The organism is Intestinimonas sp. UBA1698 (assembly GCF_002320075.1).
GTDB lineage: Bacteria > Bacillota > Clostridia > Oscillospirales > Oscillospiraceae > Intestinimonas > Intestinimonas massiliensis.
The window spans coordinates 21815-44865 of sequence record NZ_DCJO01000001.1 but is presented as its reverse complement, the minus strand read 5'-3'; the positions used below and the strand labels follow the sequence as shown (position 1 = coordinate 44865).

At 59.7% G+C, this 23051-nt stretch carries 27 protein-coding genes; all 27 read right to left on the bottom strand.

Annotation, left to right across the window (positions count from 1 at the left end):
• Window positions 1–441, bottom strand: coding sequence for a 50S ribosomal protein L15 (gene rplO, locus B3H64_RS00225; RefSeq protein WP_050617182.1), 441 nt, complete (start codon window positions 439–441; stop codon window positions 1–3).
• A gap of 13 nt (window positions 442–454) precedes the next feature.
• On the bottom strand, window positions 455–637 hold the full coding sequence (rpmD, locus tag B3H64_RS00220; RefSeq protein WP_050617183.1) for a 50S ribosomal protein L30: 183 nt from the start codon (window positions 635–637) through the stop codon (window positions 455–457).
• A 14-nt stretch (window positions 638–651) separates the two neighbouring features.
• The gene (rpsE, locus tag B3H64_RS00215; RefSeq protein ID WP_050617184.1) at window positions 652–1152 is read right to left on the bottom strand and encodes a 30S ribosomal protein S5; all 501 of its coding nucleotides are present in this window, start codon (window positions 1150–1152) and stop codon (window positions 652–654) included.
• 18 nt (window positions 1153–1170) lie between these two features.
• A complete protein-coding gene (rplR, locus tag B3H64_RS00210; protein ID WP_050617185.1) occupies window positions 1171–1530 on the bottom strand; it encodes a 50S ribosomal protein L18 in 360 nt (119 codons plus the stop codon).
• 14 nt (window positions 1531–1544) lie between these two features.
• On the bottom strand, window positions 1545–2093 hold the full coding sequence (gene rplF, locus B3H64_RS00205) for a 50S ribosomal protein L6 (protein ID WP_050617186.1): 549 nt from the start codon (window positions 2091–2093) through the stop codon (window positions 1545–1547).
• A 15-nt stretch (window positions 2094–2108) separates the two neighbouring features.
• Complete coding sequence (gene rpsH / locus B3H64_RS00200) at window positions 2109–2507, bottom strand: 30S ribosomal protein S8 (RefSeq protein WP_050617187.1); 399 nt, start codon at window positions 2505–2507, stop codon at window positions 2109–2111.
• Between the two features lie 135 nt (window positions 2508–2642).
• Window positions 2643–2828 (bottom strand): type Z 30S ribosomal protein S14, encoded by a 186-nt coding sequence (locus tag B3H64_RS00195; RefSeq protein ID WP_006573415.1) that lies wholly within the window; start codon window positions 2826–2828, stop codon window positions 2643–2645.
• A 15-nt stretch (window positions 2829–2843) separates the two neighbouring features.
• Window positions 2844–3386 (bottom strand): 50S ribosomal protein L5, encoded by a 543-nt coding sequence (gene rplE / locus B3H64_RS00190; protein WP_050617595.1) that lies wholly within the window; start codon window positions 3384–3386, stop codon window positions 2844–2846.
• 32 nt (window positions 3387–3418) lie between these two features.
• The gene (gene rplX, locus B3H64_RS00185; protein ID WP_050617188.1) at window positions 3419–3736 is read right to left on the bottom strand and encodes a 50S ribosomal protein L24; all 318 of its coding nucleotides are present in this window, start codon (window positions 3734–3736) and stop codon (window positions 3419–3421) included.
• A gap of 17 nt (window positions 3737–3753) precedes the next feature.
• Window positions 3754–4122: a 50S ribosomal protein L14 gene (rplN, locus tag B3H64_RS00180; RefSeq protein WP_050617189.1), complete on the bottom strand. Its 369-nt coding sequence runs from the start codon at window positions 4120–4122 to the stop codon at window positions 3754–3756.
• 12 nt (window positions 4123–4134) lie between these two features.
• Window positions 4135–4395 (bottom strand): 30S ribosomal protein S17, encoded by a 261-nt coding sequence (gene rpsQ, locus B3H64_RS00175; RefSeq protein WP_050617190.1) that lies wholly within the window; start codon window positions 4393–4395, stop codon window positions 4135–4137.
• A gap of 17 nt (window positions 4396–4412) precedes the next feature.
• A complete protein-coding gene (rpmC, locus tag B3H64_RS00170) occupies window positions 4413–4610 on the bottom strand; it encodes a 50S ribosomal protein L29 (protein ID WP_050617191.1) in 198 nt (65 codons plus the stop codon).
• Window positions 4611–4612: 2 nt separating this feature from the next.
• Window positions 4613–5047 (bottom strand): 50S ribosomal protein L16, encoded by a 435-nt coding sequence (gene rplP, locus B3H64_RS00165; protein ID WP_050617192.1) that lies wholly within the window; start codon window positions 5045–5047, stop codon window positions 4613–4615.
• Complete coding sequence (gene rpsC / locus B3H64_RS00160) at window positions 5047–5943, bottom strand: 30S ribosomal protein S3 (protein ID WP_050617193.1); 897 nt, start codon at window positions 5941–5943, stop codon at window positions 5047–5049. The genes rplP and rpsC overlap by 1 nt, the downstream gene beginning before the upstream one ends.
• 17 nt (window positions 5944–5960) lie before the next feature.
• The gene (rplV, locus tag B3H64_RS00155; RefSeq protein WP_050617194.1) at window positions 5961–6293 is read right to left on the bottom strand and encodes a 50S ribosomal protein L22; all 333 of its coding nucleotides are present in this window, start codon (window positions 6291–6293) and stop codon (window positions 5961–5963) included.
• 15 nt (window positions 6294–6308) lie between these two features.
• Complete coding sequence (rpsS, locus tag B3H64_RS00150; protein WP_050617195.1) at window positions 6309–6581, bottom strand: 30S ribosomal protein S19; 273 nt, start codon at window positions 6579–6581, stop codon at window positions 6309–6311.
• A 14-nt stretch (window positions 6582–6595) separates the two neighbouring features.
• A complete protein-coding gene (rplB, locus tag B3H64_RS00145; protein ID WP_050617196.1) occupies window positions 6596–7429 on the bottom strand; it encodes a 50S ribosomal protein L2 in 834 nt (277 codons plus the stop codon).
• 15 nt (window positions 7430–7444) lie between these two features.
• A complete protein-coding gene (gene rplW / locus B3H64_RS00140; protein WP_050617197.1) occupies window positions 7445–7744 on the bottom strand; it encodes a 50S ribosomal protein L23 in 300 nt (99 codons plus the stop codon).
• Window positions 7744–8364 carry a 50S ribosomal protein L4 gene (gene rplD, locus B3H64_RS00135; RefSeq protein ID WP_050617198.1) on the bottom strand — a complete coding sequence of 207 codons (621 nt, stop codon included), beginning with the start codon at window positions 8362–8364 and terminating at the stop codon, window positions 7744–7746. Before rplD ends, rplW begins: the two co-directional genes overlap by 1 nt.
• 18 nt (window positions 8365–8382) lie before the next feature.
• On the bottom strand, window positions 8383–9102 hold the full coding sequence (gene rplC, locus B3H64_RS00130; protein ID WP_050617199.1) for a 50S ribosomal protein L3: 720 nt from the start codon (window positions 9100–9102) through the stop codon (window positions 8383–8385).
• Between the two features lie 128 nt (window positions 9103–9230).
• Window positions 9231–9545 (bottom strand): 30S ribosomal protein S10, encoded by a 315-nt coding sequence (rpsJ, locus tag B3H64_RS00125; protein WP_050617200.1) that lies wholly within the window; start codon window positions 9543–9545, stop codon window positions 9231–9233.
• A gap of 508 nt (window positions 9546–10053) precedes the next feature.
• Window positions 10054–16662, bottom strand: a complete 6609-nt coding sequence (locus B3H64_RS00120; RefSeq protein WP_286732051.1) for an alpha/beta hydrolase domain-containing protein — start codon at window positions 16660–16662, stop codon at window positions 10054–10056.
• Window positions 16663–16912: 250 nt separating this feature from the next.
• Window positions 16913–18019, bottom strand: a complete 1107-nt coding sequence (gene bilR / locus B3H64_RS00115) for a bilirubin reductase (protein ID WP_256303554.1) — start codon at window positions 18017–18019, stop codon at window positions 16913–16915.
• A gap of 191 nt (window positions 18020–18210) precedes the next feature.
• Window positions 18211–19275: a substrate-binding domain-containing protein gene (locus B3H64_RS00110; protein WP_286732050.1), complete on the bottom strand. Its 1065-nt coding sequence runs from the start codon at window positions 19273–19275 to the stop codon at window positions 18211–18213.
• Window positions 19276–19573: 298 nt separating this feature from the next.
• Window positions 19574–20248 carry a GntR family transcriptional regulator gene (locus B3H64_RS00105; RefSeq protein WP_050617204.1) on the bottom strand — a complete coding sequence of 225 codons (675 nt, stop codon included), beginning with the start codon at window positions 20246–20248 and terminating at the stop codon, window positions 19574–19576.
• A 68-nt stretch (window positions 20249–20316) separates the two neighbouring features.
• The gene (locus B3H64_RS00100) at window positions 20317–21933 is read right to left on the bottom strand and encodes a mannitol dehydrogenase family protein (RefSeq protein ID WP_286732049.1); all 1617 of its coding nucleotides are present in this window, start codon (window positions 21931–21933) and stop codon (window positions 20317–20319) included.
• A gap of 13 nt (window positions 21934–21946) precedes the next feature.
• Window positions 21947–23026: a mannonate dehydratase gene (gene uxuA / locus B3H64_RS00095; protein WP_050617206.1), complete on the bottom strand. Its 1080-nt coding sequence runs from the start codon at window positions 23024–23026 to the stop codon at window positions 21947–21949.
• Between the last annotated feature and the right edge of the window lie 25 nt (window positions 23027–23051).

The window sequence follows — 23051 nt, the reverse complement described above, 5'->3', positions numbered from 1 at the left end:
TCAGACCACCTCCGCCTTTCCGCCGGCAGCCTCGATCTTCTCCTTGGCGGAGGCGGAGAACGCGGTGGCGCGGACCGTCAGCTTTTTGCTGACGCTGCCGTTGCCCAGGATTTTCACGCCATATTCGCACTTGGAAAGGATACCCTTTTCCAGCAGATCGCAAACATTGACGGTAGCGCCGTCCTCAAATTTATTCAGGGCAGAGACGTTGACGATCTCCAGGGGCTTGGCAAAGATGTTGTGGAAGCCCCGCTTGGGGATACGGCGGGCCAGAGGCATCTGGCCGCCTTCGAACCCGACGCGGACGCCGCCGCCGGAGCGGGCCTTCTGGCCCTTGTGGCCGCGGCCGGCCGTCTTGCCGTTGCCGGAACCGTGGCCCCGGCCCTTCCGGTAGTTGCTCTTCACAGAGCCCTCAGCCGGAGACAGATCATGCAGATTCATGGTGCGCACCTCCTCACTTTTCCTCGGTCACCTGCAGAAGGTAACCGATGTGGGCGATCTTGCCGCGCGTGGCCTCATTGTCGGGCTGCACGGTGGTGTCGCCGATCTTACGAAGCCCAAGAGCCTCGGCAGTCGCCTTATGCTTGGCGATGCGGCCGTTCAGGCTCTTGACCAGCTTAATGTTCAGCTTAGCCATGGTTCAAGCCCTCCTTAACCTACGATTTCTTCCACGCTCTTGCCGCGGATACGGGCGATCTCCTCGGGACCGCGGAGGGCCTTCAGGCCCTCGAAGGTCGCGGAGACCACGTTCTGCGGGTTGTTGGAGCGCAGGCACTTGGCGCGGATGTCCCGGATGCCGGCCGCTTCCATGACGGCGCGGACGGGGCCGCCGGCAATGATGCCGGTACCGGGGGCGGCGGGCTTCAGAAGCACGCGGCCAGCGCCGAACTCACCGATCACCTCGTGGGGGATGGTGGTGCCGGAGCGGGTAATGGTGCACATGTTCTTCTTGGCGTCCTCGATGCCCTTGCGGATGGCCTCGGGCACCTCGGCGGCCTTGCCGGTGCCGAAGCCAACCCGGCCCTTCTCGTCGCCCACTACCATCAGAGCGGCAAACTTCATCACGCGGCCGCCCTTGACGGTCTTGGACACGCGGTTCAGAGAAACGAGCTTCTCGGTGAACTCGCTGGGTTCTCTTTCAAATCTAGCCATGTTCGTTTTCTCCTCCCCTTAAAATTCCAGGCCGCCCTCGCGGGCGCCCTCAGCCAGAGCAGCGACCCGGCCGTGGTAGACATAGCCGCCGCGGTCGAACACCACGGTGGTGATGCCGGCGGCCTTGGCGCGCTCGGCCACCATCTGGCCCACCTGCTTGGCGGCGTCAGACTTGGTGCCGTCGCACGCGAAGCCCTTCTCCAGGGAAGAGGCGGAGACCAGGGTCTTGCCTGCCACATCGTCGATGATCTGGGCATAGATGTTGGTCTCGCTGCGGAACACGTTCAGACGGGGACGCTCGGGCGTGCCGGAAATTTTGGAACGCACGCGCTTATGGCGCTTAAGCCGCTGGGCGTTGGTATTCGGTCTCTTGATCATTTAGGCACACCTCCTTATTTCTTCTTGACGCCGGTCTTGCCTTCCTTGCGGCGGATGACCTCGTCAGTGTATTTGATACCCTTGCCCTTATAAGGCTCGGGGGGACGTTTCTCTCTGACCTCGGCGGCAAACTGGCCCACCTTCTGCTTGTCAGCGCCGGAGATGATGATCTTGTTGGGATTGGGCACGTCGATGGTGATGCCCTCGGGCTCTTCCATGGTGACCTGGTGAGAGAAGCCGATGTTCATGACCAGCTTCTTGCCGTCCTTGGCCACACGGTAGCCGACGCCGTTGACGTCCAGCTCCTTCTTAAAGCCCTCGGTCACGCCCACCACCATGTTGTGCAGCAGGGTGCGGGTCAGGCCGTGGAGGGAGCGGTTCTCCTTCAGGTCGTTGGGCCGGGTCACATGCAGCTCGCCGCCCTCCTGGGTGAGGGTCATGGCGGAGCTGAGCTTCTGGGTGAGGGTGCCCTTGGGGCCCTTCACGGTCACCAGATTGTCGTCGCCGATCTTGACTTCCACGCCGGCGGGGACAGAGATGGGCGTTCTTCCGATTCTAGACATTTCTCTCTCCCTCCCTTACCACACGAAGGCCAGGACTTCACCGCCGACATGGGCTGCACGGGCAGCCTTGTCGGTCATGACGCCCTTGGACGTGGACACGATAGCGATACCCAGACCACGCAGGACGCGGGGGAGCTCTTCGGCTCCGGCGTAGACCCGCAGGCCGGGCTTGGAAACACGGCGAAGGCCGGTGATGACCTTCTCCTTGCCGGGCAGGTACTTCAGGGTGATGCGGATGACGCCCTGCGTACCGTCGTCGATGAGCTGGAAGTTCTTGATATAGCCTTCCTCCAGCAAGATCTGCGCGATGGACTTTTTCATGTTGGACGCGGGAACGTCCACGGTGTCATGCTTCGCGTTGTTGGCGTTGCGGATGCGGGTGAGCATATCCGCAATGGGGTCCGTGATGTGCATGAGTGTTACCTCCTATCAGAGTTACGGGCCTTTGAAAGGGCCCGTTAAGGCGGCAAGGTATCGGAGTCTGCGGCTCCGACCTGTTAACCGTCCTGCCGTGGGATGTTCAAAAACACGGGGGAAGGCGGGCTGGTGTTACCAGCTCGCCTTTTTGACCCCGGGAATCTGACCTTTGTAAGCCAGCTCGCGGAAGCAGATACGGCAGATGCCGTAGTCCCGCAGGTAGGCGTGGGGGCGGCCGCAGATCTTGCACCGGTTGTAGCGCCGGGTGGAGAACTTGGGCTCAGCCTGCTGCTTGAGGATCATGGATTTCTTAGCCATTTTGGGTTCTCCTCCTTACTTCGTGGCGAAGGGCGCGCCGACCAGGGTCAGCAGCTCCTTGGCCTCTTCGTCGGTCCGGGCAGTGGTGGTGATCACGATGTCCATGCCCCGGATCTTGTCGATCTTGTCGTATTCGATCTCGGGGAAGATGAGCTGTTCCTTGATGCCCATGGCGTAGTTGCCGCGGCCGTCAAAGGCGTTGGGGTTGATGCCGCGGAAATCGCGGACACGGGGCAGGGCCACATTGAACAGGCGGTCCAGGAACTCCCACATGCGGTCGCCGCGGAGGGTGACCTTCGCGCCGATGTTCATGCCCTCGCGGAGCTTGAAGTTGGCAACGGACTTCTTGGCCTTGGTAATGATGGCCTTCTGGCCGGTGATGGTGGTCAGGTCGCTGACGACGGCCTCCAGCACCTTGGAGTTGTCCCGGGCCTCGCCGCAGCCGCAGTTGACCACGATCTTGTCCAGGCGGGGGATCTGCATGGGGCTCTTGTAGCCGAACTTCTGCATCAGAGCAGGAGCGACTTCATCCTGATACTTTTTCTTCAGGTTGGGCATTTTCTCAGACATGTTAGATCTCTCCTCCTCTCTCAGATTTCAGCGCCGCACTTCTTGCAGACGCGGACCTTCTTGCCGTCGGCCAGAGTCTTGTGGGCGGGCCGGGTGGGCTTGTCGCACTTGGGACACACCCGCATGACCTTGCAGGCGTAGATGGGGGCCTCGCGCTTGATGATGCCGCCCTCTTCGCCCTGCTTGCGGGGCTTCTGGTGGCGGGAGATGACGTTGACCTTCTCCACGATGACCTTGCCGTCCTTGGGCATGACCGTCAGGACCTTGCCCTTCTTGCCCTTGTCCTTGCCGGACAGGACGATCACGGTGTCATCCTTACGAATGCTCATATTCTTCATTGTTCTCTCCTACCCCCTTACAGCACTTCGGGAGCCAGGGACAGGATCTTCATGTAATCCTTGTCGCGCAGCTCGCGGGCCACGGGCCCAAAGATACGGGTCCCTCTGGGGTTCTTGTCGTCCTTGATGAGCACGGCGGCGTTGTCGTCGAAGCGGACATAGCTGCCGTCGGCGCGGCGGACGCCGCGGGCGGAGCGGACGATGACGGCCTTGACGACCTCGCCCTTCTTCACGGTGCCGCCGGGCTGGGCCTTGCGGACGGAAGCCACGACCACGTCGCCGATGTTGCCGAACTTACGCTTGGAACCACCCAGTACCCGGATGGTCTTAATCTCTTTGGCGCCGGTATTATCGGCCACCTTCAGGTAGGACTCCTGCTGAATCATAACGGCACCTCCTTACTTCGCTTTTTCGATGATCTCGACGACGCGCCACCGCTTGTCCTTGGACAGGGGGCGGGTCTCCATGACCCGCACGCGGTCGCCGATGCCACACTCGTTGTTCTCGTCATGGGCCTTCAGCTTGTAGGTGCTCTTGACGATCTTTTTATACAGGGGGTGGGCCACACGGTCGGCGATGGCCACCACCACGGTCTTATCCATCTTGTCCGAGACAACCAGGCCGACTCTGGTCTTGCGGGAAGAAGTTCTGTTTTCCATGTTCTATTTCCTCCTTCTTATCGGCCTGCGAGCTGCTGCTCACGGATCATGGTTTTGACTCGGGCAATGTCTTTCTTGACCTCCGCAATGCGGACGGGGTTGTCGAGCTGATTGGTGGCGTGCTGGAGCCGGAGCTGGAACAGGTCCTTCTTCAGTTCCACCAGCTTGCTGTCCAGCTCGGCGGCGGACATCTTGCGTACCTCAGTTGCCTTCATCATTATTCACCACCATTCTCGGTCTCGGCGGTCTCTTTCGCCACGATCTTGCACTTGACGGGCAGCTTGTGGGAAGCGAGACGCAGGGCCTCACGGGCGATCTCTTCAGAGACGCCCGCAATCTCGAACATGACGCGGCCGGGCTTGACCACAGCCACCCAATACTCGGGGGAGCCCTTACCGGAACCCATGCGGGTCTCGGCAGGCTTCTCGGTCACCGGCTTGTCAGGAAAGATCTTGATCCAGACCTTACCGCCACGCTTGGTGTAGCGGGTCATGGCGATACGGGCGGCCTCGATCTGGTTGGAGGTGATCCAGGCGGGCTCGGTGGCCTGCAGGCCAAACTCACCATAGGTAACGGTGTTACCGCGGGTGGCCTTACCCTTCATGCGGCCGCGGTGGACGCGGCGGTATTTGACTCTCTTAGGCAGCAGCATTAGTTGGCGCCTCCTTCCTTAGGAGTGGCGGGAGCGGCGGGACGGGGGGCCGCCGGCCGGTTGTTGTTGGGGCGGAAGCCCTGGCCGGCTGGACGCTGGCCACCGAAACCGCCCTGGGGACGCTGGCCGCCGAAGCCGCCCTGGCGCTGACCGCCGAAGCCGGGCTTCCGGTCGCCGAACTTCCGGTCGCCATCGCGGCGGCGGGGACGGTCGGGACGCTCCTTAAAGTTCTTGGTGTCCAAGGTGCGGGGGGTGGTCCGCAGGGCCTGGGAGAGGATCTCGCCCTTGTAGATCCACACCTTCACGCCGATGCGGCCGTAAGTGGTGGCAGCCTCGGCAAAGCCGTAGTCGATGTCGGCGCGGAGGGTCTGCAGGGGGATGGTGCCGTCGTGATAGTGCTCGGTGCGGGCAATCTCGGCGCCGCCCAGACGGCCGGACACCTGGGTCTTGATGCCGCGGGCGCCCATGCGCATGGCGCGGCCCATGGCGTTCTTCATGGCCCGGCGGAAGCCGATGCGCTTTTCCAGTTGCTGGGCGATGTTCTCGGCCACGAGCTGGGCGTTCATATCCGGGCTCTTGACCTCCACGATGTTGAGGGCCACGCTCTTGCCGATCATCTTCTCCACCTGCAGGCGGATGCGCTCGATCTCGGTGCCGCCCTTGCCGATGACCACGCCGGGACGGGCACAGTGCAGATAGATGCGCACCTTGGCGCTGTCCCGCTCGATCTCGATCTTCGGGATGCCGGCGGAATACAGGGTCTTCTTCAGGTAGCTGCGGATCTTGTTGTCCTCGACCAGCAGGTCGCCCACTTTTTCATTGCGGGCATACCAGCGGGAGTCCCAATCCTTGATAACGCCCACGCGCAGGCCGTGGGGATTGACTTTCTGTCCCATTGATTCTGCCTCCTCCCTTAGCGTTCTGCCACCACGATGGTGACGTGGGATGTTCTCTTGTTGATCCGATAGGCGCGGCCCTGAGCCCGGGGCATGATGCGCTTGATGATGGGGCCGGGGTTGGCGAAGGTCTCGGACACATAGAGCTTCTCGGGGTCCATGCCGTGGTTGTTCTCGGCATTGGCCGCGGCGCTCTTGAGGAGCTTGAGCAGAGGCTCGGAGGCGGCCTTGGGGGTGTTCATCAGGATCGCGGTGGCCTGAGCCACGCTCTTCCCACGGATGAGGTCGCACACGATGCCGACCTTGCGGGGAGAGATGCGGACATAATTCAGATGTGCTTTGGCTTCCATGTTTCTCTCTCCTCCTTACTTACCGGACTTGGCGCCCGCATGGCCGCGGAAGGTGCGGGTGGGGGCGAACTCGCCCAGCTTATGGCCCACCATATCCTCGGTGACGTAGACGGGCACATGCTTGCGGCCGTCGTGGACGGCGAAGGTGTGGCCGACGAAGGAGGGGAAAATGGTGGAGGCACGGCTCCAGGTCTTGAGGACCTTCTTCTCGCCGTTCTTGTTCATTTCATCGACCCGCTTGAGCAGCTCGGGGGCGCAAAACGGGCCTTTCTTGATGCTTCTAGACATGTTTTACTACCTCCTTACTTGCTGTTGCGATGCTTGACGATGAACTTCTCGGTACGGCTCTTCGTCTTGCGGGTCTTGTAGCCCAGGGCCGGCTTGCCCCAGGGAGTGACCGGGCCGGGACGGCCGACCGGGCTCTTGCCCTCGCCGCCGCCGTGGGGGTGGTCGTTGGGGTTCATGACGGAGCCGCGGACGGTGGGCCGCCAGCCCATGTGGCGCTTGCGGCCGGCCTTGCCGATCTGGACGTTGCCGTGGTCGGTGTTGCCCACCTGGCCGATGGTGGCCTTGCACTCCTCGCGGACATAGCGGACCTCGCCGGAAGGCAGACGGACCTGAGCCATGCCGTTCTCCTTGGCCATGAGCTGGCCGGCCACGCCGGCAGCCCGGACGAGCTGAGCCCCCTTGCCGGGGTAGAGCTCGATGCAGTGGATCATTTCGCCCACGGGGATGTTGGCGATGGGCAGGCAGTTGCCGGGCAGGATGTCGGCGTCGGGGCCGGTCATGATGATGTGGCCGGCCTTCAGCCCCACAGGAGCCAGGATATAGCGGCGCTCGCCGTCCTCGTACTCGATGAGAGCGATGTTGGCGGAGCGGTTGGGATCGTACTGGAGGTTGATGACGGTGGCCTTCCCCTCCTTGTCCCGCTTGAAGTCGATGATGCGGTACTTCTTCTTGTTTCCGCCGCCGCGGTGGCGGACAGTGATGCGGCCATAGCTGTTGCGGCCGGCATTCTTTTTCAGGTTCTCGGTCAGGCTGCGCTCGGGTTTCGCCTTCTTGTCAATGCCCTCGAAGGCGCTCACCGTCATGTGGCGGCGGGAGGGCGTCGTGGGCTTAAAAGTCTTAATAGCCATTCTTCGTTATCCTCCTTACACCATGCCTTCGAAGAACTCGATGGTCTTGGAATCCTCGGTCAGGGTGACCATGGCCTTCTTCCAGGAGGGACGGCGGCCGGCGGGGTAACGGCCGGTGCGCTTCTCCTTGCCCTGCATGTTCAGGGTGTTCACCTTGGCGACCTTCACGCCGAAGATCTCTTCGACCGCCTTGGCGATCTCGATCTTGTTGGCGTCCTTGGCCACCTCAAAGGTGTAGCGCTTGATGTCGCCCTGCGCCATGGACTTCTCGGTGATGATGGGGCGCTTGATGATATCGTAAGCAGTAGCGGCCATTACTGGAACACCTCCTCGATGACGGCCAGGGCAGCCTTGTCCACGATGAGCTGCTTAGCCTTCAGGATGTCATACACGTTGATGAGCCGAGCGGGGCTGGTCTCCACGCCGGGGATGTTCCGGGCGGACTTGACCACGTTCTCGTTGACCTCGTTGGTCACCATGAGGGCCTTGGAGGCGCCCACCGCGCTCAGGAAAGCGGCGACGTTCTTGGTCTTGACCTCAGGCAGGGTCATGTCGTCCACCACCAGCACGTTGCCCTCGGCAGCCTTGGCGGAGAGGACGGACTTCAACGCCAGGCGCTTCACCTTCTTGTTGAGGGTGTAGCGGTAAGAGCGGGGCTTGGGGGCGAACACGATACCACCGTGGGTCCACTGGGGGGCCCGGGTGGAGCCCTGACGGGCGCGGCCGGTGCCCTTCTGGCGGTAAGGCTTCTTGCCGCCGCCGGAGACCTCGGCGCGGGTGAGGGCGGACTGGGTGCCCTGCCGGCAGTTAGACAGGTGGTTCTTCACCACGTCGTGGACGACGCTCTCATTGGGCTCGATGCCGAAAATGGCGTCGGAGAGGTCGATCTCGCCGACCTGCTTGCCGGCCATGTTGTATACGTTTGCTTTAGGCATTTCGTCTCTCTCCTTTCCTTACTTTCGGGCCGAAGCCTTCTGGGGATTCCGTCCGGATGCCTTCTGCGGGTTGGCGCTGATGCCGGCGGCGCCCTTCTTCTCGATGATGGTCTTGGCGGTGTTGCGCACGAACACCAGGCCGCCCTTGGGTCCGGGGATGGCGCCGCGCACGGCGATGATGCCCAGCTCGCTGTCCACCTTCACCACGTCCAGGTTCATGACGGTGACCTGCTCGGCGCCCATGTGGCCGGCGCCGATCTTGCCTTTGAAGATCCGGCTGGGGTCGGTGCCGGAGCCCATGGAGCCCGCGTGACGGTGGACGGGGCCGGTACCGTGGGACTCCTTCAGGCGGTGGGCGCCGTGGCGCTTCACCACGCCGGCGTAGCCCTTACCCTTGCTGATGCCGGTGACGTCCACATGGTCGCCCTCTGCAAAGGTGTCCACCTTCACCTCGTCGCCCACGTTCAGGTCGGCGGCGTTCTTGAGCTGGAACTCCTTGAGGACCTTCTTGGCGGACACGCCCGCCTTCTTCAGATGGCCCAGTTCAGGCTTGGTGAGCTTCTTCTCCGCCACGTCCTCGTAACCGAGCTGCACGGCTTCGTAGCCGTCTTTCTCCGCGGTCTTCTTCTGCACCACGGTGCAGGGGCCCGCCTCGATGACGGTGACCGGGATCACGTGGCCGGCCTCGTCGAAGATCTGCGTCATGCCGACCTTCTTGCCGATGATGGCCTTTTCCATTTGACTTCCTCCTTAATAAAGGTTATTGGTCGGGCGAGTTGACCATTGGGGGGTCATTGCTCGGCCGACTTGACCCGCCTGCCTCAAAACGCGGCAGGCTGCGGGTACAACGAAAGGATGCGCGGGGCTTACAGCTTGATCTCGATCTCGACGCCGGCGGGGAGCTCCAGGGCCATCAGGGCCTCCACGGTCTTGGGGGAGGGCTTGATGACGTCGATGAGGCGCTTGTGCGTGCGGCGCTCGAACTGCTCACGGGAGTCCTTATACTTGTGTACGGCGCGCAGGATGGTGACGACTTCCTTCTTGGTGGGCAGGGGCACGGGGCCGGACACGGTGGCGCCGGTGCGCTTGGCGGTCTCCACGATCTTCTCGGCGGACTGGTCGATGAGCTGATGATCGTAGGCCTTGAGACGGATGCGGATCATTTCCTTGTGAGCTGCCATGGTTTGTTCCTCCTTAAAAACGTACAAAGTGATGCCGTTCCTCGCTTTGTACGGCGAGAAATCTTTTGAACACTCTCCCGTGCGTATCATTCCGTGGCATGAATAAAACCGGCGCACTCCAAAGCCGGCCGGTCCCATTCAAGCACAGCGATATACGCTGAGCGCCAAGGATTCCTCAGCCGCCCGATTCACGGACATACTCCGCGGAAGTTACCTCATTCCTGAGCAATCTCCCGCATCATCGCAGACTGCGCCCTAAATAGGCGCTTGATTATGATATAACAACCAGGCCCCAAAGTCAAGCACAAATTGAACAAAATTCGCTTGCCTTTTCTGTTTTCCGGCCAGCGCTACGCATACAGCCGCCCCGGCGACACAGGTTCCATGTCGCCGGGGCGGTCCGTTGGCTCATCTTAACGTTTTTGACCATCGCGGGAGCATCGCAGGAAACGCTTCGCCCGGCTCAGCTCCTTCGGGGACCTCTTTGAAAAGGCGCCGCTGTGTCCGGTCAGGCGGGGTCGGCTTCTTTGGCGCCAATCTGGATTGCAGCCTCAAAGGTCTCCACCGCGCCGTTCAGCGCCTCCACGGCGGCGGCCACGTCGGCCTCGCTCGTCGCGGTGTCCCGAGCCTCTTCCGCCGCGCGAATCGCAGTATCCAGCGCTTCCATCGCTGCGAAACTGACAAATTCGGCGCCGCTCTCTACTTCGGTCGCATCCAGGTCGCTGACGGCAATGCCGTTTTGGGCCTCGTTCGCCGAGGCAATGGCTTCGTCGATGGCAGCGGTGTCCGGTTTCGGAGGCGTCGCTTCCTTCGCACCCGTCTGGATTGCGGCCCTAAAGGTCTCCACCGCGCCGTTCAGCGCCTCCGCAGCAGCGGCCACATCGGCCTCGCTCGCGGCGCTGTTCTTGGCCGCTTCTGCTGCGCTGATGGCGGCATCCAGGGCATCCATGGCTTCGGCGCTGACAAACTGGACGCCGCTCTCTACTTCGGTCGCATCCAGATCGCTGATGATAACGTCATCCTTGGCGCGGCCCGCCGCGTCCAGGGCCTCGTCAATGGGAGCAACATCAGGGCCCATCTCCAGCACGGCAGGGCTCTCCCCAAACAGGGCGGCCTTGCTGTCGCGGTATTTCAGCATGTACGCCTTGTCGGTATCGCGGATCAGGCCGGCCTCTACCAGTTTCTCCAGTGCGGCCTCAAACCGTTCCGCATAGTCGGCATAGCCGTCGTAGGCAGCCTTCAGCTCTTCGGAGGTAAAGGGTACCATGGTGCCGGTGGTGGAGAACACACTGCCCAGAGGCTTCTCATAATAGTGCGCAACCGGCACGTCCAGTTGGGGAGAGCGCAGGCCTCCCGTCACTGTGCCGTCTTCGTTCTTGGTAATGTAGGGATCGTCCAGCACGGTGGGGGCAGTGCCCTCTGTCGCCCAAGCATCTAGCTGCAGCAGGAGGGCCTGGACAAACATATTGGAATTGTAGTCGCTGACTTCCTGATCCTGATTGAAGGTGGGGAACAGGTTGCGGGCAGGATATCCCATCTCGGTCAGGATGTCGTTGTACGGGAACACAGGCGCGGCGGGATCGGAGTGCGGGGCGCCGGCGATCTCGTACAGGGCAACCATGCCATCCTCATCCACGTTGCTCTCGCCGGGACGGAAGCCGGCATTGTAGTCCATCTGGGAGGTGACGTAGATCACGGGCACACCCAGATTCTTGCCCACATAGTAGCTTTCGGTGTTTTTGGCAACCGCGGTGGTATCGGACTGGTTGATCTTGTTGGCGGGGTAGGTGCCCACGACGTTCATAAAGCCGTCGTAGGGCAGATCTTCACCCTTCTCCTTCAGGAAGTCCATGAAGCGGAAGTATTCGTTCATCACGAAGCCGCTCTGGCTCTGGCCGTAAAGGTAGACGCCCTCCACGGACTTACCTGTGCCAAACATGTCGTTGGCATTTTCCTGAATGGCATAGCCCGTCTGGCTGAGGATGTCCCATACCAAACCGATGTCGGTGTAGGGGAGCTCGCCGGCGGTGACCCAGAACTTCTCGTAGGCCTCTTCGGCAGTCTGACCGTTGGCCTTGTCGATCTTATAACTGGTATACAGCCAGGAGTTGGGGCTCGCCCAGCTCAGGGCGTCGTAACGGTCGTCAAACCTCTGCAGCGCGGCGACGCACACGGGCTTGGAGGTAATGCCCACATAGGCGGCTCCCTCCTCCATGATCATACCGTAGGCCCTGCGCCACAGGGATTCGTTGTCGTACTTGTCGCTGGCGTTCAGAATGTCCACGTAGACCTTGCCGTTGAAGTCCTCGGGATTTTCGGGGGTCCGGACCAGGATGCGGTTGGTGTACGGCAGACCAGCCTCACGGACCATCAGGCGGTTGTCGGAGGCAATGTCGTACAGGTTGGCGGAGCCGGAGACAAAGTATTCTTTTTCGGTGTATCTTTCGGAGAGAACGTCACTTTCACCGCTCTTGTTCACGTACTGGATGGTGCCGTCGTCATTCAACTGGAGAGAGGGCACCCAGACGGGAGCCTTTTCATTCCATTCAGAATCCATCTGGCCCACGCTCCTGGCGGTGGAGTTAAAGATCTCGTCGCTGGACACGTTCTGCCACTCGATTTCCAGACTGTCGATGTCGGTCTGACCGCCCATGATCACATCGTCCTGCTGACCAAAGGCAGAGGTGCCTTCGCTCCAGGCGATGAGCTTGTCATAGTCGGCCTGCGTGATGTAGCGGCCCTCCAGCGCCGCGTCGGCGCTGGCCTTGAATTCCGCCACATAGTCGGCATACTTCTCGGCCTGGGTGGCACCTTCATAGCGCGCGTCCAACTGTTCCTGGGTGAAGTGGATCATGCTGCCCTCGGTGGAGTACGCGCTGTCATTGATACAGCCAAAATACGTGGCCAGGGGGGCGTCGATCTTGGGGCTGCGCAGCCCGCCCAGTGCGTTGCCGTACGCGTCGCGGGCAACCGCCTTGCCGTTGTCTGCGTCAGCCTGCAGCCAATGGTTGTCGGCCGAAGGAGCCGCGATGCCGTTGCGCGCCCAGTTGTCCAGGTTGACCAGGGCAGCCGTCACAAATTCATTCAGGTGCAGATCGCCCTCCACATGGTTGCCTTTGTAAGACTTGATGTCTCGGGAGGTGCCGTTGGCCTTGGCCTTGGCGATCTCAAAGTTGTTGGGGAGAATGGCCGCAGTCGGGTCGGCATGGGGCGCGCCGGCCGCTTCGTAGAGGCGGAACTTCCAGTCCTCCTCGCTCTTGTCCTCCTGCAGGGGGTAATAGTTGGACGACAGACGCATTTTGGCTTCGCCCTCACCCATGAGCACCAGGTAGGGCTCCTCGGTCTTCGGCCAGCCCACATTTTCCATTTTTACACCAGTGGACAGGGTCGTCGGAGTGGAGCCGACTGCGTTGAAATAGCCGTCATAGATGTCTTTTCCATCCAGGACATTGTTGATGTAGGGATAGAACGCCATCAAATAGGTCTGGAGATAGAAGCCGGACTGGCTCTGCCCCACCAGGTAGGTACGGCCGTTGTCCTTTATCTTTTGGCCCAACTCGGTGCCAAAGATGTCCTCGGGCCGTTCCTTCAGTACGGTGCCCAGTTGAGAGAGCATATCCCAAAACAGGCCGTTCTCGGCGGACTCCGGGTCGTTGTTGTCCACCAGCCAGTCAATAGCGGCGTACCGCTCAGGATCGAAGTCCTTCAGCGCCTGGGCGGTGGTGGTCTTGGATGTGATGCCGATGTAGATGTCGCCGTTGGCCATGAAGTGCTCGTAGCTGCGGCGGAAGATATCCTCCAGGTCATAGCCGGCGGAGGCATTCAGGATATCCACATAGATATTCCCGGAAAACTTTTCCGCATCTTCAGGGTAATGGATCAGCAGGCGGGTGGTATAATCCACGTCCGCAGTCTTGATGACCGGCACGTTGGTCCCCTTGTCAGACAAGCCATATACGTTGGCCTTGCCCGACATGAAGAACTCCATCTCGCCAAAGCCATACTGCTTGGCCAGTTGGTCGATGTCGCCCACGGAGCAGTACATGGAGCTGAAGGGATGGCTGCCCACCGCTTCGCCGTTCTTGTGGTTGGTCGTGCACTCATACGGGACGTTTACGAGCTGAAAGCCATCGGTTTCCGCAATCGCGGTGATGGACTTCTGAATCGCCGCAGCGTCCGGGCTGGTCTGGTCTGCGTCGCCGTCAGCCTTGTACCAGCCGTCGTCGGCGACGTATTCGCTCATTGTGACCTCAGTTTTTTCGCTCTCCTCACTGGCCTGGTAATAGAGTGTGCCGTCCTCGCCGCGGCTGTACTTGGAGAAGAAGTCGTTCCAGATGGCCTCGCTCTCTTCCTGAAGGTAGACATGCGGCGTATTCTTTACCTCGGTAAACTTGACCAGCGGCACGTTGTCGTTATTGGCAAAGGTGCGGGTGACAAAAGCGTCGTCGTACTGCTTGCTGGTGCTCATCTGAGCTTCGTTGGTGCCGTTCTGCTGGTTCCATCCCTGAAGCGCCTTGACGGTCGCGCCGCCTTCCACCAGGGTGGGATCCCCGGCGGAGTCGTACTCGCCCAGGAAGGACCAGGTGGGCAGCATGGTACCGGACTCAATCCCGTCCATCGGCGCCGACATATAGCCCACGGGGGCGATGGCGGCAAAACGGTCGGCAAACTTGGAGCCCATGGCCCAGGTCATCAGGCTGCCGTTGGAATGGCCGGTGGCGTAGACGCGGCTGGTGTCAATGCTGTATTCCTCCTCCAGCTTATCCAGCAGGGTGTCAAGGAACTTCAGATCCGTATCTTTGTCCACACCCGCGCCGGCCAGAGCGGAAAAGGGACCCGCAAGCCACATGGCGGTGGGGATGTTGCCCATCATACCAGCCGGTCGGACCAGGCCCTGGGCAAAGACCACGATAAAGCCGTTCTCCTCGGCCACGTCGTACCAGCGGGACTCCTCGGCGATGGCGTACATGGAGGCGGTATAGCCGTGCATCACCAGTACCAGGGGCACCTCGGCTTCGCCGGTATAGGTGGAGGGCACATAGGTCATCCAGCGGCGGATTTCGCCGTTCACTTCCTCCTCGTGAATGGTAAAGCCCGTCTCGGTAAAGTCCTGGGCCTTGGACACACGGCCGGGAAGCTGCATGGCCATAAAGCGCTTATAGGTCCCCAGGAACTGATTCCAGATGGTCTTGGGGGTCTGAGCCTCGGTGCTGACCCAAATCTCCGCATCGGAGCCCTCCCGGCCCGAAACATAGACCTCACCGGCATAAGGGTTAGCCGTGCCGGCCGCAGCTTGGGCGGCGGTCACATAGTAGTTTAGTACCGTTTTGTTTTCCGCGTCTGCAGCCGAGTTGATCAACCAGACAGGCGTATCCACCGTCTTGGCTGCGATGGCCAATTCCTCAACGCCCCTTCTGCTGTCGCCGGGGAAGGGCAGGACATACTGCTCGCCCAAGACAGCCAGGGAGTCGGCGGGGACCTCTGCGGCATCCACGGCGCAGATGGAGCTGAAATCGCTGGCCCAGCGCGCGCCAAAGAGCAGAGCGGCTGCGCCGCCCTCTTCGTAGCCCACCAGTGCGGTGTGGGACTTATCCATGGAGAAGGCGCCCTTCAGGTTTGTGCCCTTTTTACGCATGGTCTGGTAGAGCTGGTCCAGGAGGGCTGCATCGTCCCGACCGTCCGCACTGAGGGACAGGTTCCAGTTCTCTCCGTCCTGGGGCCCCAAAAAGGCCACGGCGATTTTGTTTTCATCCGCCACAGCCCGCCAGGCAAGGCCCGTTTTGGTACCGGAGAAACTCTTGGCGGTTGTGTTGTCCGGAGTCAACACGATGACGGCGGGCGCCCAGGGGTCCATCCCCCGGGGGAGATAGTAGGTAGCCACGCCGGACGTGTTCTCGTCCACCGTGATGGGGATATTGTGGAACAGGCCGACATTCACCCCGGCGTAGGGATTCTTGGGGTCGTACTCGTTGGTATGGCCCGTCTCCTTCACGCTGGAGCTGCCGCCGCTTCCGCCGCTGCTGCTGCCGCTGTTGCTGCTGTTGCTGCCGCTGCTGTCGCCGCTCTGGGACGGATACGCTTTTCCTTCCACTGTGGCAGTCAGCCCGTCAGCCAGACTGACATTTTCGGGCATAGTCTCAATCACAGCGCCGGACGCCTCAATTTCCACGGAGCCCGCCTTGCATTCGCCCAGCACGGAAACATTTTTGCCCGTGATTACAATCCGATCCACAGAGCAGTCCTTGGACAGCGTCACCACGGCGTTGTCGGCTTTTATATAAAGCGTAGCGAAAGAACTGCCGGTCGCGGTAAAACCGCCGCCCAGAACAAGGGTATCGCCTTGGACCGTCACGTTCCCGAGGGTTGCCGGTTTGCCGACGCCCTGACTCAGGTACAACCAGCCGCTTACCACGGCATTTGAAAATTCCACGCCGCCAGTGTTGACCAACGCGTTGCCCTTAACATCGCCGCTGGCATCATCCTGGACCAGCCGCGCCACGGCATTATCCAGCACCGTCACAGCTTCCGCGCGGGTCGCGTTGGCTTGCGGGTCAAAAAGCCCGTTGTCCTTACCGTTCATCAGGCCGGCATCCACCACAGCGCTCACCGCCTCAGCCGCCCAATCGGAAACCTTGCTTCCGTCGGTAAAGCGGGAGAGCGCCGCGCTTTTCTTTTGGTCCAGACAGAACGCGCGGGCAATGGTCACAGCCATGGCCTCACGGGTGATAAACGCATTGGGATGGATGTTCTTATTCTCATCGCCAATGGTCAGGCCAAGCGTCACCGCACGGGACAGGTCCTTTGCGTACCATGCAGTGGGATCAACATCAGGGAATCCACTGAGGTCTGCCGTTCCCTCGCCTCCCAACGCCCGGCCCAAAATGGCGAAAAACTCCACCCTGGTCAGCTGTTGATTTGGGGCAAAGTGCTGTGCATCCACCCCGTTGACAATTCCGAGTCGGTTCCAGCGGAGCACCTGGTCCTCCGCCCAGTGACCCTCCGTATCCAGGAAGGCCGCAGTGTCAGATGCTGCCGGATAAGCCTGCAGGGGTTGCTCCGGTTCTACCGCCAGGACCGCCGCCCCGGCAAACGTACTCAGAACCAGAGATGCGGTCACCGTCAAAGCTGCCATTCGCTGAAATAGAGATTTCCTTCTTCCATACACTGTCGTTGTCTTTCGTGCCATTTTTTGAATACCTCCTCTTTCAACTCATAGGAACCAATTCTCACTTCGATCCTTTTTGTGGGTGGTCCATAGGTTGAGTATAAGTTACAGTCAAACGGACGGCTCTTATCTTGCCATTTCAACCATGCCCCTTTCAGGTTGATTTTGTTCTGGCGCTTTACACCCTTTGGGGATCGTGATGTTACTGCTTTTCGTGGTATATGCAGTGTACCCCCTTATGCTCCATCATCCCTCCCAAGCATTGCTTGTTGCATCGGATACAGTACCGGATCTTGCTCGTCTCTCCGGCTGCAACTTTATTTACCCATTGGGAATCAGCCACCAACTGCCGGCTCATGGCAGCGCATTGGATACGCCCTTCCTTTAGCTGCTGTTCCACAAATTCCGGATGAACCATGCCTCCCACTCCGCAAATCGGCAGCGATGTAAACTGGCGCACCTGATCACAGAACTTCAGGAAGCAGCCTTCCTCCGAAAAATACGGATGCTTTGCGCCGGGGATCGTATCCTGCAGGTCGGAATGATTTGCCAGAGCCACATGAAAGCTGGTAACACCCGCCTTTTCCAAAAGGGGTACAAACACCTCCAGCTCTTCCTCCAGTACGCCGGCGTTGCCGTAATGGGGATTCTCCTGACGGACTGCCAGCTTATAATCAATGGGGTAATCCGGCAGCTTGGCGCGGATGGCGGAAACCGCTTCTACGGCAAATCGAGCCCTCCTTTCCGCGCTTCCGCCATAGGCGTCTGTACGATGGTTGAAGCTGGCGGAGCTAAAGCTTCCGCACATCCGATCTCCATGCACCTGCACCATATCAAATCCGGCCTTTTGGGCCAGTACGGCTGCATCGCCGAACGCCGCGGTAATTTTTTTGATTTTATGAACGCTCAATTTTGATATGTAAGGTGCGACCTGTGCATTGAGTCGTGAGCGGAGTTCCTGCGGCGTAATTTTTTTGCTGAGAATACCCGGGATATATCGGAGCATGCTCTTTAAGTCGGAGTCGGACTGGTGAAGCTGGGCGCAGATCAGGCAGGCGTGTCTGTGCGCGATCCCAGCCAGTTTTTGATAGTGTGCAAATCCCTTCTTGCTGTAAAGGCTGTATCCAAAGCGGGCGGGCAGCACCGGAACATCTCCCAGGATGATCATGGCGCATCCTCCCGACGCAATCTCTTCGATCCGCTTAAAATATTCCTCCTCTGCGAGCCCCATGGACGTTGGCGCAAAGATAATACGGTTTTTCAGTCTTACATGCCCCAATTCAATGGGGCTGAGCAACGTTTCAAACATAACATTCGTCTCCCTTTGCTCGGCAAATTCATGTCTCGGACCTTACTTTACGATCCACCTGCCAAAAACAGCGGTCGGAAATCTTCTGCTTGTCTTTGATCACGCGCAGGCCTCCTTCTGCCGCCATATTCCGGTGCGTATCCGCATCCGTTGACTGCCGCTCCTTCGGCCGCGCTCCTTTCACTACAAAGTTATTCCTTGTACATCGAAATGGAGCTCTGAAAAACAACCTCGCTTTTCACAAAAATCGTTGTGTCCCCCGTCGGTTGATTGCGAAAGATGTGTTTGAATAGGTACTCTGCCGCCAGCCAGCCCTGCTGATACGGATTTTTAAACATCAGGTTTTGAAAAACGCCTCTTTTTAGGTTTTCGATGTTTTCCCCAAACACATCGCTTCCAATAGCCGGAATCCGGCCCGCCAAGCCCGTGTCCACCAGTGCGCGAGCAAGCTGTACGCTGCCTCGCGCTGTAACGCTGCAGCAGCCAGTGATGCCACGGTCCTTCTCAAACCGCTCCACCAGCCGCCGGTAAAGCCGGTCCATATCATTGCCGTAGTGCAGTGCGTAAATTTCCCGATTGGCATCATGCTCCTCCAGATAATCGTTTAGCCCCCGGGTAGAATCGGCATTCGCCGGCGTGCTTTTCTCTCCCGCGCAAACCAAGATGGGGCCGCCGCGCGGAGTACGCCCCAGCAGGATTTCTCCCATGATGCGGCCCAGCAAATAGTTCTCTGCCTGTATGCAGCAAATCCGGCCCACCTCAGGGGTATCGCTGTTTACCAATACGATGGATACGCCCTGGTCACTCAGATCCCTCAGCGCCCGCCCGGCCTCCGGCTCTATGTCGCCCAGCACGATCAGCCCCGAAAGCTTTCTCTCCCCCCGCGCGCGCCCAACGGCCTCAAGAGGCACCGAAACCGAATCCTGGTTGACATAGGGCAGCTCCACCAGTTCAATATTAAAGTCTTTTGCATCCCTGCAGTAAGCCCGGACCCCACGCCAGATTGGCTCATAGTAGAGAAGATTGTCCTGCGTAAGCGCCGGCAAAATTGCCGCTATTCGAGTTACGCCGCGCTTTAGCGAGGATGCCGCGGAGTTGCACTGATAATTTAGCTCTTTTGCCGTCTGCAGCACACGTCTGCGCGTCTCCTCCTTGGGACCGGCCTTTCCGGCCAACGCCAAATGCACCGTCGCTATAGACAGCCCCGTCTGGGTTGCAATATCCTTGATCGTAATCCTTTTACTTGCGTTGTCCATGCTGCCCTCGTTTTAAAACGTTTTAATTCATATTGTGATATCCTTTGCCCTAAATTTGAAAAAAAGGTCACATTTATTCCAGATTTGTAAGTAACCTTAGTGTAACATAGTTATGCCTTCTTCGTCCACTAGTGTACTAGTAAAATTTACACATCACTTTTTGTGCACTTATCCAAATTTTAATTTTTTATATTGCTGTAATCGTGCATTTTCCCTTTTTTTGACTTTTCGGTTTATAAAAGGAGCCAGATAGAAGAGATTTCTCTTCTATCCGGCTCCTTTTATGCGTCAATGGCAGTTATCGAAAATAGTCTGGGTATTTTTCCCGGATGGCCTTGGCGTCAATCTTATATCGGCTCAGGTGCAATTCCATCAGACTCGTGGCGGCAGCAGCATCCTTTCGGGCGATGGCGTTCACCAGATTTTCATGGTCTTGGACAATCTTCAGGTTTTTCACCGCGCTCAGTGCCATGCTGCGGACCCGGTCAAAATGGATGGAAATGTTATCCATCAGGGCATAAACCTGGTCCTTGTGGGCAATTTCAAAAATCAAAGCATGGAACTGATTGTCCAGGTCCATCAGCGCCTCAGGGTAGTAGTTCTCCAAATAAAAATTTTGCAGCCGCACGTTTTCCTGCAGACGTCGGATATCCTCCGGCGTAGCCATTTCACAGTCCAGCTCCACCACCGCACACTCCAGCACCTTACGCATGAAGCGAGACTCCTCCACCAGGTCGTAGTCGATGAGAGCCACCGCACTCCCCTTCTGGGGATAGATCTCCACGATCTTCACCTTGGATAATTCGATCAGTGCCTCCCGCACCGGGGTGCGGGACAGCCCCATCGCCGCGGCCAGTTCATTTTCACTGACCATGCTGCCTGGGGCCAGCTCCAGGTGGATGATGTTGTCTTTGATGGTACGCAAGGCATAATCCCGCCCGGTCTCTCTGGGTTGCCGCTGAGTCAAGCGCATACTGCCGTCGCCTCCTGTATTCTTTTTTAGCATACAGGACCAAAGCTCGCCCGTCAAGAGCTCGTATACTAGCTTTTCAGATATTTTTTTAAAGTTTCCCGTACGGCACCGGGCCCAGACAGCATCTCGCGGACCATGCCTTCGATTCTTTTCCCCAGTCCCAGCACCGTAAGATCGCAGCCGAACAGCACCGGATTGGAGAGGACAGGCCCGAGCCGGTCCCCCAGACTGGCAGGGTCACCCAACGTCACCCCGGCCAACTGAGTCTGAAGGGCATCCAGCATGGGATCGCTGCTGCACTCCATGGCCCTGCCCTGGTCGTCCACCCCCAGCAGATAGCGCAGCCAGCCGGCAATCGCCAGGGGGATAAAGGTAAGGTGGGTTACCTCCAGATCCTGCCTCCGGGCATAGGCCTTAATGGTCTCGCCAAAGCGGATGGGCACCTTCTGGCTGGTGTCGGTGGCGATACGCTGGGGGGTGTCCGGGATAAAGGGATTGGGCAGCCGCTGCTCCAACACCTCTTGCAGGAAGGCGCGAGGATTGAGGATTCTGGGGTCCACTACCACGGGCATCCCCTCGTCGTAGCCGATGTGCTCAACCAAAGCCTTAAGCTCCAGGTCCCGCATTTCGGCGGCGATGCTGTCGTAACCCAGCAGGCAGCCGTAGACGGCCAGAGCGGTGTGCAAGGGGTTGAGGCAGGTGGTCACCTTCATGCGCTCGGTATCGTTGACGGTCTGTCGGTCGGTTAGATAGACCCCCGCCCGTTCCAACGGCGGGCGGCCATTGGGGAAGCGGTCCTCCACCACCAGGTACTGGGGGACCTCGGCGTTGACGAAGGGGGCAATATACGTGTTCTTGGCGGTGACAACGGGGGCCATGCCCTCAATTCCCGCGGCGGTCAGCGCCTCCTCCACCACCCTGGCGGGGCGGGGCGTGATTTTGTCAATCATGGACCAGGGGAACGAGACCCGGGTCTCGTCGGATACCCAGGCCACAAAGCCTTCATCCACATACTCCCGTTTCCGCCACTGCTCCGCCACGGTCAGGATGCCGGCGCGGAGCTTCTCCCCGTTGTGGGAGCAGTTGTCCATGCTGACCATGGCGACAGGGGCGGCACCGGCACGGTAACGCTCCAGCAGCAGGGCGCACACCAGGCACATGGCGTGGGAGCAGCGGGAGGGGCCGTCCGCGAAGTCGGCCTCCACGGCGGGAAGGAACCGCCCGGCCAGGTCAGCCAGGGCATAGCCCTTTTCCGTAATGGTAAAGCTCACCATCTGAAGGGATGGGGCGCGGAAAATGGTCCGCAGCTTCTCCAGATCCTGCGGATAAGCCCGCCCGGCGCGGAGTCCCTCCGCGATGGAGGCCACCACCTCCCGCTCCATGGAACCGTCGGGCTTCAGGCTGACCATCAGGGTCATCGAGTCGTGGGGGGCATAAATTTGGTCCATGATGTCAAAGTCAAAGGTATCGGCGGCAATGATGCCGCCCTTGACCAGCCCCTGCTCCAGCAGAGGTTGCTGCAGCCGGGCAATGAAGCCGCGAAAAATGTTGCCGGCGCCAAAGTGGACCCAGGTGGGATGCTCCTCCGTCTCGGCACGCATGGCCTTCCAGTCAAAGGATGGCAGCCGGACTCCGGCCTCCTCCCAGGCGCGCCGGTCCTGAATGCCGGCGTAGCTCAATTTCATATTCGTGCCTCCCTTACTTTGTGGACATCCGGTCAATCGCCTCCCAGAGGCCGTTGAGGTAGGTGGCGCCCAAGGCCCGGTCATAGAGGCCGTAGCCGGGGCGGCCGGACTCGTTCCAGATCATGCGGCCGTGATCGGGCCGGATGTAGGTGTCCGGGCAGGTGTCATAGATGGCCTTCATAATGGCGAACATGTCCAGATCTCCGGAAGAGGACAAGTGGGCTGCCTCCCGGAAGCGGTGATGACCCAGGTACTTCACGTTCCGGACGTGCAGACAGCCGATGCGGCCCCTCTCACCGAAGTGGCGGATGATGGCCGGAATATCATTTTCCGGGTTAGAGCCCAGGGACCCGGTGCACAGGCAGATGGCGTTGGAGGGGGAATCGTGGAGCGCCACGATCTGGTCAAAGTCCGCCTGGCTGTGGGCGATGCGTGGCAGGCCGAAGATGGGCCAGGCCGGGTCGTCGGGATGGCAGGCCATAACTACGCCGCATTCCTCGCAGGTGGGAAGGATGGCATCCAGGAAATACTTAAAGTTGGCTCGCAGATCATCGGGGGTAATGAACTTATACCGCTCCAGAGTGGTCTCCAGCTCAGCCAGCCGCTCCGGCTCCCAACCGGGCAGAGAAAAGCCGTTGCAGTTGTCAATGGTATTGCGGACCAGGTCCACGGGCGTCATGGTTCCCAGTTCCTTCTCATCAAAATACAGGCTGTTGGAGCCGTCCTCAGGAATGAGGCGGGCCAAATCGGTGCGCAGCCAGTCAAAGACCGGCATAAAATTGTAGACAACGACCTTCACTCCGTATTTGGCGAGATTGCGGATGGTGGTCTTGTAGCCCTCGATGTAGGCATCCCGGCTGGGCAGCCCCATCTTGATGTCCTCGTGGACGTTGACTGATTCGATGACCTCGCACTCCAGGCCCGCGGCGTGGACCTCATCAATGTAGGCCCGAATCTCTGGTTCCGTCCACACCTCACCGGCAGCCTTGTAGTCGAGTAAACCCATGATCCCGGTCATACCGGGAATTTGTTTGATCTGGCTCAGGGTGATGCTGTCGCTCTGAGAGCCGTACCAGCGGAATGTCATTTTCATATGGTAATACTCCTATGAGTCAAAA